Source organism: Actinoallomurus acanthiterrae (assembly GCF_054775715.1).
In genome coordinates this window covers 11,461,530-11,473,325 of sequence record NZ_BAAHCO010000001.1, presented here as the reverse complement: position 1 = coordinate 11,473,325, position 11,796 = coordinate 11,461,530, and the positions used below count along the sequence as shown (strand labels likewise).

The 11,796-nt window shown below is 72.2% G+C and carries 9 protein-coding genes; 8 read left to right on the top strand and 1 reads right to left on the bottom strand.

Features of this window, described 5'->3' with window-relative positions; genetic code table 11:
- Positions 1 to 63: 63 nt before the first annotated feature.
- The 5 genes from ACYVF7_RS54280 (at position 64) to ACYVF7_RS54260 (ending at position 7,807) form a co-directional block, all read left to right on the top strand.
- A complete protein-coding gene (locus tag ACYVF7_RS54280) occupies positions 64 to 1,047 on the top strand; it encodes a phosphotriesterase family protein (protein ID WP_460355564.1) in 984 nt (327 codons plus the stop codon).
- Positions 1,047 to 2,537, top strand: coding sequence for a class I adenylate-forming enzyme family protein (locus ACYVF7_RS54275; protein WP_460355562.1), 1,491 nt, complete (start codon positions 1,047 to 1,049; stop codon positions 2,535 to 2,537). Before ACYVF7_RS54280 ends, ACYVF7_RS54275 begins: the two co-directional genes overlap by 1 nt.
- 149 nt (positions 2,538 to 2,686) lie before the next feature.
- A complete protein-coding gene (locus ACYVF7_RS54270) occupies positions 2,687 to 5,560 on the top strand; it encodes an ATP-binding protein (protein ID WP_460355560.1) in 2,874 nt (957 codons plus the stop codon).
- 76 nt (positions 5,561 to 5,636) lie between these two features.
- A complete protein-coding gene (locus ACYVF7_RS54265) occupies positions 5,637 to 7,460 on the top strand; it encodes a hypothetical protein (protein ID WP_460355558.1) in 1,824 nt (607 codons plus the stop codon).
- Between the two features lie 11 nt (positions 7,461 to 7,471).
- On the top strand, positions 7,472 to 7,807 hold the full coding sequence (locus ACYVF7_RS54260; protein ID WP_460355555.1) for a DUF5955 family protein: 336 nt from the start codon (positions 7,472 to 7,474) through the stop codon (positions 7,805 to 7,807).
- A 7-nt stretch (positions 7,808 to 7,814) separates the two neighbouring features.
- On the opposite strand, the gene ACYVF7_RS54255 is transcribed toward ACYVF7_RS54260, so the two are convergent.
- Positions 7,815 to 8,609: a hypothetical protein gene (locus tag ACYVF7_RS54255; protein WP_460355554.1), complete on the bottom strand. Its 795-nt coding sequence runs from the start codon at positions 8,607 to 8,609 to the stop codon at positions 7,815 to 7,817.
- Positions 8,610 to 9,289: 680 nt separating this feature from the next.
- Here ACYVF7_RS54255 and ACYVF7_RS54250 point away from each other — a divergent pair.
- The 3 genes from ACYVF7_RS54250 (at position 9,290) to ACYVF7_RS54240 (ending at position 11,793) form a co-directional block, all read left to right on the top strand.
- Positions 9,290 to 9,727 carry a thermonuclease family protein gene (locus ACYVF7_RS54250; RefSeq protein ID WP_460355552.1) on the top strand — a complete coding sequence of 146 codons (438 nt, stop codon included), beginning with the start codon at positions 9,290 to 9,292 and terminating at the stop codon, positions 9,725 to 9,727.
- A 74-nt stretch (positions 9,728 to 9,801) separates the two neighbouring features.
- On the top strand, positions 9,802 to 10,197 hold the full coding sequence (locus ACYVF7_RS54245; RefSeq protein WP_460355550.1) for a VOC family protein: 396 nt from the start codon (positions 9,802 to 9,804) through the stop codon (positions 10,195 to 10,197).
- A 171-nt stretch (positions 10,198 to 10,368) separates the two neighbouring features.
- The gene (locus ACYVF7_RS54240) at positions 10,369 to 11,793 is read left to right on the top strand and encodes a purple acid phosphatase family protein (RefSeq protein WP_460355548.1); all 1,425 of its coding nucleotides are present in this window, start codon (positions 10,369 to 10,371) and stop codon (positions 11,791 to 11,793) included.
- Positions 11,794 to 11,796: the final 3 nt, after the last annotated feature.

Genomic DNA, 11,796 nt, shown 5'->3' with positions numbered 1-11,796 from the left:
CTGGTGCCGGCCGTACGTTGGCCGATACCGACTGGTCGGTATGTACGCCATGGGAGGCCCTCCATGCCCACTGTCGAGACCGTTCGCGGCACCGTCGACGTCTCCGCACTCGGCCGGACGCTGATGCACGAGCACGTCTTCGTGCTCGCCACCGAGCATGTGCAGAACTACGGCGCCGCGGCCTGGTGGGACGAGGAGGAACGCGTCCAGGACGCGGTCGCCAAGCTGCGGGCGGCGGTGGCGAAGGGGATCACCACGATCGTCGACCCGACGGTGTGGGGCCTCGGGCGGTACATCCCGCGCATCCAGCGGGTCGCCGAGCAGGTGCCGGAGCTCAACATCGTCGTCGCCACCGGCCTCTACTGCTACGACGACGTGCCCCACCAGTACGAGCACCGGGGACCGGGCCTCCTGGTCGACATGCCGGAGCCGATGGTCGAGGACTTCACGCGCGACATCGTCGAGGGCATCGCGGGCACCGGCGTCAAGGCGGCCTTCCTCAAGTGCGTGGTCGAGGCGAAGGGCCTCACGCCCGGCGTGGAGCGCATCGCCCGCGCCGTCGCCCGTACCCACCGCGAGACGGGCGCGCCGATCACCGTGCACACGTCCAGCCCGGCGCAGGCCGGGCGCCTCGCCGTGGACCTGTTCGCCAAGGAGGGCGTCGACCTGTCCAAGGTGGTCATCGGGCACGCCGGCGACACCAACGACCTCGACTACCTGATGGAGCTGGCCGACACCGGCGCGATCCTCGGCATGGACCGGTTCGGGCTCGACGTCTACAACACCACGCCGGACCGCGTCCGTACGATCGCGGCCCTGTGCGAGCGGGGTTACGCCGACCGGATGGTGCTCAGCCACGACGCCAGCTGCTTCATCGACTACTGGGCCGGCGCCCACGACCAGGTGCGGTCCACGATGCCGAACTGGCAGTACGAGCACATCAGCGACGAGGTGCTGCCCGCGCTCCGCGAGCTGGGCGTCTCCGACGCGCAGCTCGACCAGATGCTCGTCGGCAACCCGCGGCGCTACTTCACCCGGGGGATCTGATGTTCGACGCCTCGGGAGTGGTGCGCGGCTCCGACGGGATCGCCCGGTACACCGGCCTGCCCGACAGCGTCGTCCACATGCTGCGGGCGGCCGTCGACGCGAACCCCGGCCGGGAGGCCGTCGTCGAGACCGGCGGCGGCCCGCGGCTGACCTACCAGGAGCTGTGGGACGCCGCGGCGCGGGTGGCCGGCGGCCTGCGGGCGGCCGGCGTCGGCCGCGGCGACCGCGTCGCGATCCGGTACGGCAACGGCGTCGACTGGGTGCTGGCCTTCTTCGGCACGCAACTGGCCGGTGCGGTCGCCGTCCCGGTCAACACGCGCTTCGCCGAGGAAGAGGCGCGCTACGTCATCGACGACAGCGGCGCGGCGTACGTCGCCGAGGGCCCGCTCCCGGACGGCGCCCCGTACGCGATCGAGGACCTGCGGCCGGACGACCCGGCGGCGATCTTCTACACCAGCGGCACGACGGGCTTCCCGAAGGGCGCTGTCACCACGCACGCCAACTTCCTGTCCAACTGCGAGAGCTGCCGCCGCGCGAAGCGGATCCAGACCGGCGACCCGACGCGGAACCTCGTGTCCGTGCCGCTGTTCCACGTGACCGGATGCAACAGCCAGCTGCTCCTCACCTGCCACCTGGGCGGGACGACGGTGATCATGCCGAAGTTCGAGGTGCGCCCCTTCCTGGCGGCGATCGAGGAGGAGCGCGTCGACGTCCTCACGAGCGTCCCGGCGATCTACTGGCTGGCCGTCAACGACGCGGCGTTCCCCACGACCGACGTGTCGACGGTGCGCTACCTGTCGTACGGCGGGGCGCCCATCGCCCCGGAGCTGGTCGGCCGGATCAAGGACGCCTTCCCCGCCGCGCGGGTCGGCAACGGCTTCGGGCTCAGCGAGACCTCCAGCCTGACGACGTACCTGCCGCACGAGTACGCGGCGGCGCACGCGGACTCGGTCGGCTTCGCCGTGCCAGTGTGCGACCTGCGGCTCGACCTGCTCGACGGCGAGCACGAGGAGGGCGAGCTCCTCGTACGCGGCCCGAACGTCGTCGCCGGGTACTGGAACAAGCCGGAGGCCACCGCGGCGGCGTTCGTCGACGGCTGGCTGCACACGGGCGACATCGCCCGCATCGACGCCGAAGGCCTCGTCCACATCGTCGACCGGGCGAAGGACATGATCAACCGGGGCGGGGAGAACGTCTACAGCGTCGAGGTGGAAAACGCCCTGGCCGGTGCGCCCGGCGTGTTCGACGCGGCGGTCGTCGGCGTGCCCGACGAGGTGATGGGCGAGAAGGTCGGCGCGGTCATCGTCCCGATGCCGGGCACCGACCTCGACGTCGACGCGGTCCTGACCCACCTGCGCGAGCACCTCGCCGACTTCAAGGTGCCGCAGTACATCGCCGTACGGACCGACCCGCTCCCGCGCAACCCCGGCGGCAAGCTGCTCAAACGACGCGTCCGCGACGAGACCAAGTGGGGCGGCCCCCTGCGCTGAGTGGCGCGTCGGGTGGGGGAGCCTGGCTGCGCCGAGCGTCCGCGACGGGTGGAAGAGCCGCCCGCGCTGAGCGAATGCGGCCGGGCAGGGCGGCCGATGCCGTGTCGGATCCTCTGGCATGGCGGGCGTGGCCCTGAAATCCTGCTCGGGTGGCAGGTGTGATCGGGGGGCTCCAAGGGCCGTGGTACCGCATTCAGGCGATCCTCTCGCCCGCGCACGCGGCGTCGGCGGAGTGGGACTTCGTCACGGTGCTGCCGGCCGTGCTGTCGGCCGCGCAGGGCCGGCGGCCCTTCGTCGTGGGGTGGATGTCGCGGGGCGGCGGCGCGCCGCTCCAGCTCATCACCAACGCCGGGCCGCTGCACCTCACGCACGACCGGCAGCAGGGACTGCTGTTCCCGCACGGCGCGCGCGGCGTACCGATCGGTGAGGAGTGGCTGGACGACGCGGCCGCGATGACGTGGACGCGCTGCCCGGCGCGGCTGGCGCCGCCGCTGGCCTCCTCGCGGGCCGGCACCGGGCCGGGCCTGTTCGAGTCGACGCTGGTGACGCTCATGGACCGGCCGTTCGGCTGGCTCGTCATCGCCGACCAGTGCGGCGAGCAGGTGCTGCGCGACCAGGTCACCGACCTGCAGTACGAGCTGCAGATGCGGCGCCGGGGCGACGACGAGCTCGCCGTCGAACGCCTGGAGCGCCGGCTGGCCGAGCTCGACGCGTTCCAGGAGGCGGGGCTGTGGAACGTCCGGGTCCTGGCCGGTGCGGAGTCGGTCCAGGCCCTGGAGCAGATCGCGCCGGTGCTCGTCGGGTCGGTGGAGCTGAGCCATCACCCGTACCGGCTCCGCTCCGGTGAGCGCGCCGTGCGCTTCCACGAGTCCCTGCACGTCGACACGCAGGACCAGGACCTGCGGTCGCCGTTCGTCGCGACGGCCGGCGCCCTCTCCGCGCTGGCCGGACTGCCGCGGCGCGAGGTGCCGGGGCTGCGGGTGCTCGACGCCGGCGACTTCGACGTGACGTCCGAGGTCGGCGGGGAGGAGGACGTGGCCGGGGTCGCCCTCGGCGCGATCCTCGACGGCCAGGACCGCGGGGTCGGGGCCTTCACGGTGCCGCTGCAGACCGTCAACCGCCACGTCTTCGTCACCGGGTCGACCGGGTCGGGCAAGTCGCAGACCGTTCGCCACCTGCTCGAACAGCTCACCCGCAGCGGCATCCCGTGGCTGGCCATCGAGCCGGCCAAGTCCGAGTACGCCGCGATGTCCGGCCGGATCGGCGCGCCGGTCACCGTCGTCAACCCGTCCGACCCGGCGGCCGTGCCTCTCTCGGTCAACCCGCTCGCGCCCGAGCCCGGGTATCCGGTGCAGGCGCACATCGACATGGTGCGGGCGCTGTTCCAGGCGGCGTTCGACGCCGAGGAGCCCTTCCCGCAGATCATGTCGCAGGCGCTCCAGCGGGTGTACGAGGCGAACGGCTGGGACGTCGTCACCGGCCGGGGCCGCCCCGGATCCCCGATCGAGCCCGCCATCCCCACCCTCGAACAGCTGCAGAACGCCGCCCTCGACGTGATCGGCGACGTCGGCTACGGCAAGGAGCTGATGGCCGACGTGAAGGGCTTCGTCGACGTACGGCTCCGGTCCCTGCGCATCGGCTCGGCGGGCCGGTTCTTTCAAGGCGGCCACCCCGCCGACATCGAGGGGCTGCTGAGCCGCAACATCGTCCTGGCCATCGAGGACGTCGCCAACGACGAGGACAAGGCGTTCCTGATGGGAACGCTGATCATCCGGATCGTCGAGCACCTGCGGCTGCGCGCCCGCCGCGGCCGGACGCCGCGCGGCCTCGGGCACGTCATCGTCATCGAGGAGGCGCACCGGCTGCTGCGCAACCGCGGCGAGAACAGCGCGGGCGCGCACGCGGTCGAGCTGTTCGCCGGGATGCTCGCCGAGATCCGCGCGTACGGCGAGGGCATCGTCGTGGCCGAGCAGATCCCCACCAAACTCGTCCCCGACGTCGTCAAGAACACCGCGCTCAAGGTCGTGCACCGGCTGCCCGCATACGACGACCGGCACATCGTCGGGGCCGCCATGAACCTCGACGACCAGCAGTCCCGCGAGGTCGTCTCCCTGCGTCCCGGTGTGGCCGCGGTCTTCGCGGACGGCATGGACCGCCCGGTGCGGGTCCGTGTCCCGCTCGGCGAGGACCGCGAGCGCGCGCTGCCCGGCCCCGTCCCGCCGATCGCCGGCCGCCGGTCGGCCGCGTGCGGCTGCGAGTGCCGCGACGGCCGGGCGTGTTCGCTGTACGAGCTGCGCGAGGCCGACCTGCTCGCCTCGGCGGGCGCGTGGGCGTGGCTGCGGGTCTGGGCCGACGCGCTGGTCCTCGCGTACGTCGTCGACCGCCCGACGCCGGCCGCGCCGGCCGACCTCCGCCCGGAATGGGCGGCGCAGCCCGCGCGCCTGCGCGAGTGCATGCTCGCGACCGTCCTGGAGCGCGCGGTCGGCCGCCGCTCGGAGGCACTGCGCACCGCGTACGCTCCGGAGAAGCTCACCGCGACCGTGGCCGGTGCGGCGGATCGCCTGTTGGGCGGCGAGCCCGGCCTGGCGGGCGTCCGGCCGGGCGCCGAATGGGTGATCCCGCAGCTGCGCTGGCTGCATGAGATGGACCGGCTGTTCCAGCCCGGCCAGGGTGTGCCGGACAAGTACGCGCCCGCTCCGCCGCTGGACTACGAACTGCCGGGGCTGCGGGAGCCCGCCGAGCCGCTGTTCGGCCACCGCGTCCGCGCCCTGCGCCGGCACCCCCTGTCGATGGCGCTGGAGGCGAACGGGCCCATCGCCCGTACGGCGATCCTGGGCGGCGACGACCACGCCGAGTTCGACCGTGACCTCGCGGTGGTGGCGGTCGGCGTCGACGCCGACGAACGGCTGCGGCACGTCGCCGAGACGATGCGGGCGGCGTGGCTGCCGCACGTGCTCTCGTGGCCCGAGCAGCTCATCGACGGCCTCGCCGACCCGGACGGCCCGCCGCCTTTCGCCGGCTGACTCCCGATGTCACGATCGGAGATCAACTCCGGGCTTCGGCCGATACCGGGAGTCGTCGGGCGTTTACCATCCCCGCATGGTTGCGGAGTCGGTGCGGACCGAGAGCCATTTCCAGCATGCGCGACGGGCCGCGATCCCCGGGGTGATGAGCAACGCGACCCGGTACCTCTGCGCCGCCGCCTACCTCGACGAGGGCTTCTGCCGGAAGGTCATCGGCGAACTGGTCGACCCCGAACACCGCGCCGTCGTCCCGTCGTACGGCTTCGACGTCGGCCCGGTCATCACGCACTCCGTCCGCGCCCGCCGGCTGCAGCTCATCCGCGATCTCGTGATCTGGGCGCTCCTGATCGGGTGCACGGTCATCAGCCCGTTCGCGTTGTGGAGCTACCTCTCGACGGCAGTGCCGTTCGCCGTGACCCGGCTCGTGCCCTGGCGGCGGTTCGGCTGGCGGCGGCGTTTCCAGATCGCCCGGAGCCTGGCGGTGCTGTACGTCCTGTTCTGGACGTTCGGCGGGCTGGTGGTCCTGGTCTGGGCCTACCTGGTCTACGGGCTGGCCTCGGGGTACACGACGGACGGGCGGCTGCCCCCGCCCTCGGAGCTGTGGGGCGACCTGTCGCTCAACCTCTCGTGCGCCGTCCTGCTCTGGATCGCGATGCTGGTCATCCCGTTCGGCTGGCAGGTGCTGATGTTCCGGATGATGCGGACGGACCTCGCCCCGGGTAGCCGGACGCCGCCGCTGGACGTTCTCACCCCGCGCGCGCGGCGCCGTGCGGAGCGGCTGGTGGACGCCCAGGTCGGCAACGTCACGCTGTACTCCGGCGACAATCCCTTCATCGGGTCGGGCGCACCCGACTCCCCCTGGGCCAGAGCGTGGTCGATCGTCGTGGAGCTCGACCGGCCCGCCACGCCGGACACGACGGCGAAGGCCGTCGACCCGGTCGCGCTGCACGAGCACGTGCGCCGCCGGCTCATGGCCATGAGCGAGGAGTGGCCGGCCGCCGACAGCGATCGACCGGACCGGTCCGACCCGCGCCGGCGGCTCCCTCCGAACGAACGGATCGCCGGGCTCAACATCGACTACCACGTCGTGGCGCGCGGCGCCTGCACGCAGTACCCGCGCGCGTCCGAGCCCGGCTTCAGCGTGCCGGACTACGCCGGCCACCCCCTGATCGACGGATCGGTGGGCATGCCGTACTCCAAGGCCACGGACGCGTGCCGGGAATCGATCGTCCGGCACCCGCAGGGCGGCGTCCGCTGCTATCAGCGCGTCACCATCGGGGCGGAGGGCCAGGCGGTCCGTGACGCCGCCGACCGGATCATCGCGCCCGCCGAGGACCAGGACATCGTCGTGTCGGTGTTCATCTACCTCGCGGTGGAGGGGCACATGCTCTACGCGCAGTTCGTGGCCGACGTGCTGCCTCCCATTCGCCGTGAGTACCACCTGATCGACCACCTGGCCTCGTGCACCGACGCCTCGCTCATCGCGATGGCGATACGGCGCCGCTGGCTCTCCGTGCTGAGCGACGGCGTCCTCGGGCCGTTCCGGGCGATCCGTACGCTCGGTCAGATGGCGGCCGCCCGACTCCAGGACGACCAGCACCCCGAGCGTCTCACCGCGTACGACTACGGCGCCCGGCTGAGCGTGCGGGAACTGGCCGCCGAGGACACGCTCCCGACGTACCTGCAGGTCCTTGACGCGCACAAGTACTCCCGGCTCGTCGAGCGGCGCCTGAACGAGGCCGTGCTCGACCATCTGCAGAGCCAGGACATCGACGTGTCGGCCTACCGCATGCAGGTCAACCAGATCGTCGAGCAGAGCGTGATGATCAATGGCGGCAACTACGGGCCGATCAACACCGGGGCCGGCTCGCAGGACAACCGCGACATGACGATCATCTAGGAAAGGACGGCATGGGCGACTTCTCCATCAGCGGCGGTAACTACGGGCCGATCAACACCGGCTCGGGAACGCAGGACAACCGCGGCATGACCATCGGCTCGGCGGAGTCCACCGACGCCTTGGCGCGCCTGGAGCGGCTGCTCGACGAGCACGCGCCCCGGCTCGAGGAGGGCGAGGAGGCCCGTGAGGACCTCGCCGACGTGCGCGAGCAGGCCGGCAAGGAGAAGCCGGACAAGCGCCGGCTGACCGACACCCTCAAGCGGCTGTCCGAACGCGTCGCGGCGGTCGGCGCGCTGGCCACCGCGGTGAAGGAGGTCGCCGACAAGCTCGGCGTGCACCTGCCCTGACGGCGTCCTACAACTCGCCCCACGCGTAGACGGGCAGTCCCTGGCTCTGCGCGATGGGGCTCCACAGGGCGACGACACGGCGTTTGGCGGGGCCCGCCTTGTCGTTGGCGGCCATGGCGGCGTCGTGGTTCGCGGACTGCGGAGGGGCACCGCCGTCGCATCCCGCGGCCTGCGCCTCCTGGGCCCAGGCGACGTACGCCTTGTCCGCGTCCAGGGAGCTCGAGTAGGCGTCGATCATCGCCTGCTTCAGGTCGGCGCCACCGGGCAGCTGGTCCGTCCGAAGCTGCCGGGCCTGCGTGAGTTCGCTCTGCCGTTCCTGGACGACCTGCTGGAACGCCGGGGCCGCCGAGACGAGGTCGTCGCAGGTCGCCATGCTGACGGACAGCCTGTCGTGCGCCTCCTTGCCTGCCTGCAGGATGGCGTTGACCGCGGCGGCCTGGGCCGCGGGACCCGACGCTGAGTCGCTCGCCTGCGGAGTGTCGGGCTGCACTCCGGTCGGTTGACGCGTGCCGGCCTCGGGGCCGGTGCGGCGTTCCGCCGGATGGGAGCCGTTGGGGAGACCGACGGCGAGTGCCAGGCCGACCGCCGTCACGGTGACGAGGCCGGCGGCCACCAGGGGAATCGTCCACCGCCTCCGCGCGCTCCCCTCAGAAGTCTTGCGGTGCCCGTGCCGCTCCCCCTGCGCGGCCGCGTCGTAGGCGGTCGGCGGAGCCCCCCAGTGCCGCAGACCGTCGGCGTCCAGGTAGGCCGTGTCCGACGACGGGGCGCCGCCGCGGAGGAATTCCTCCGCCTGGGCCGCCATGCGCTCCTCAGTGGGGGCTTCGAACGGCGCGGTCGAGGCGTCGAGAGGCGTCTCGACCGGCCCGTATCCGACGGTCTCGCCATCCTGCGGCTGGAAGGGTCCGCGCTCTGATGGCGGCGTCTCATACCCCGGAGGTGGATCATCGAACCCTAGGGGTGGGGTCTCCAGTCCTGAGAGCGGGTTCTCCAGCCGTGTCGGCCGGATCTCCGGCCCAGAGGGCGGGGTCTCCACTCCCGGCGGTGAAGCCTCCTGCCCAGGCGGTGGTGAGGCCGCCTGCTCGGGCGGCTGTGGGAGCGCCGGGAGCGACGCCCCGCAGCGGGTACAGGTCGGACGCCCCGAAGGCGTATGGCTGTCGCATGCCGGACACTTCATGCACTGCCCCCTTCCTCGGAAGATTCTGCCGACTGACGATCACATGTGGAGCGCCGTAGGACACGCCTCTGTCACGAAGTGTGCGAAAGGCGCGGTGAAGAGCCGGGGGCGGAGCCGGCGGCCCCAGACTCCGGGCGCTTCATCGAGGGCTGATGACTGTCGGTGCCGTATCGGATACTGCACGTCATGGGGAGATGGGCCCTCGCCGGGGCGGCGATGCTGACGGCGGTCTGCGGTGCCTTCGCCTGGGACGCCGGGCGCCTGCCGGGAGGCGGCGCGGCGCGAGAAGCCGGCCGCCGGGGAGCGACGTGGCGGCGGGTACGGCCGGACCGGGGCCGCCACCCGAGGCGCGGACCGCCGTCGTGGTGCGGGTCGTCGACGGGGACACCCTTCTGCTGCGGATCGGCGGTAGGCGGCTGCGCGTCAGGCTCATCGGAGTGGACGCCCCGGAGACCTGGGCGCGCCGGGACTGCTACGGCGCCGAGGCGGCCCGCGCGCTGCGCCGGCTGGTCCCCGCCGGCTCCGAGGTGCGCGTCATCGGTGATCGCGAGCCGTACGACCACTTCGGCCGGCGTCTCCTCCACCTGTGGACGAGCGGAGGCCGCCTCGTCAGTGCGGCGCTGGTCCGAGCCGGATTCGCCCGCGCGCTGGCCATCCCGCCCGACACCCGATACGCCCCGCTTCTGGGCGCGGCCGAGGCCGCCGCCCGCCGGTCGGGCGCCGGTCTTTGGCGGGCATGCCGCTGAGCCGCCAGAGAGCGGGAACTTTCTCCGTACTCCGTACGTCGTATGCTGTACGGAGTTCGGATGAAAGGATTTCCATGCAGGTCACCTCTTCGGCGGTCTCGCTGACCGTCGACGACGTCGCGGCGTCCGCCGCCTTCCTGACCACCCACTTCGGCTTCAAGGAGGCGATGGCCGCCGAGGGGTTCGCCTCGCTCTGCCGCGACGACGCCGCCATGGACGTGATCTTCCTGAGGCGGGGGATCGAGGTCCTCCCCGAGGGATTCCGCGACCGGCACGCGGCCGGGATCATCGTCGCGCTCGTGGTCACCGACCTGGCCGCGGAGGAGGCCCGGCTGCGCGCCGAAGGGGTCGCCATCACCATGCCGCTGCGCGAAGAGCCGTGGGGAGAGCGGCTGTTCCAGGTCACCGATCCGAACGGCGTGATCGTTCAATTGGTCGAGTGGGTCACTCCGAGCGGGCAGGGCGACTGACCGAGCCTTCCACAGGCTGTGGAAAACCCTGGGGGCTTCGCGCGTGCGGCGCCGTACCGTGCCCGCGTGCGGAGCCCTCCCCGCAGAGGCGGTGGCCGGGTGTGGCCTGACTCTGGTGTTGTGGCTGTGGCGCTATGGACGTGATCTTCGGGGCGGCTTAGCGTCCGGCTCATGTTCTGCTGCCGGCCCGGCCGTCGTGAGCTGCTGCGCCTGAGCGCGATCGTCTCCGGGTTCTCCCTCATGTCGATGGTCGGGGAAGGTCGGTCGTTCGCGTCCGACGTCCGGCCGGTCAACCTCGAACTCGTCACCCTCACCGAGACCAGCGCGATCTTCACCTGGTACACCGGCGTGGCCGGCACCGACGACGGGCTCGGGCGGATGCGGCCCGCCCCGGCGGACGGGGAGATCCTCTGGGGTACGCGCCCGGACCGGCTGACCCGCACGGCCGGCGGCGCGGCGCACACGCCGTACCACTACGTCGAGGTCACCGGCCTGGAGCCCGGCCGGACGTACTACTACCAGGCGCGGTCGCGGGGCCGGACGGCGTCGCCGACCCCCGTGGCGGGAGCCGCCGGGACGCCGCTGACCGGCGGCACCTTCTCCTTCACGACACCGCAGCCGCCGCCCGGCCGCTTTCTGTTCTCCATCGCGCTCTGCAACGACCTGCACCTGGGTGAGACCGTGGCGGGGCTGATCGGCGGACTGCCGATCAAGGGCATCTCCCAGGTCCCCGGCCGGCCGCCGTACCCGGAGATCATGGCGAAGGCGCTCGTGAAGGACGCGCGGCATCGCGGCGCGACCTACCTCTTCGCGGCCGGCGACGTGTCCTCGGAGGCGGTGCCGGGCGACCTCTCCACCGCCAAGGGCATCCTCGACGGCTTCGGCGCCTACCGACGCGACTACTTCGTCGCCCGCGGCAACCACGACCGCGCGCACGACGGCCCCGCGTACGCCTCCTGCCGGGTCGGCCAGTGGCAGGGGCACGACTGCTTCCGCGACGCGTTCTCCGACGGGCCGACGTACTTCACCCACGACCTCGGCGGCCTGCGGATCATCGGCCTGGACACCTACGACAAGCCGGGCAACGGAGGGGACGCGGGCGGCCTGTCGCGTGAGCAGTTCGCCTGGTTCGAGACCGCGCTGAAGGAGCACAAGGAGCAGCCGACGATCGTCTTCGGGCACCATCCGCTGCTGTCCCTCGACGATCCGCTGGCGGTGAGCGGCGGCACCTCGCTGGAGGTCGGCCAGACCGCGTCGATCATGGCGGCGTACGAGCGGACGCCCGGGGTCTTCCTGCATCATGCGGGCCACACCCACCGGAACAAGCGCACGGTGCTCCCCGGCAGCCGGCACGTGACCCAGCAGGAGGTGGGCGCGGTCAAGGAGTATCCCGGCGGGTTCAACCTGCTGCGCGTTCACAGCGGCGGGTACGCGCTGAACTTCTACAAGACCCGCGACGAACTCGCCAGGGAGTGGAGCGAGCGCAGCCGGCAGGAGATCAACGGGCTGTGGCCTCAGTTCTCGTTCGGGCCGTCGGTCACCGACCGCAACAGCGTCACCGCCCGGGACCTGTCCGGCATCCGGGCGGCCCGGTGACCG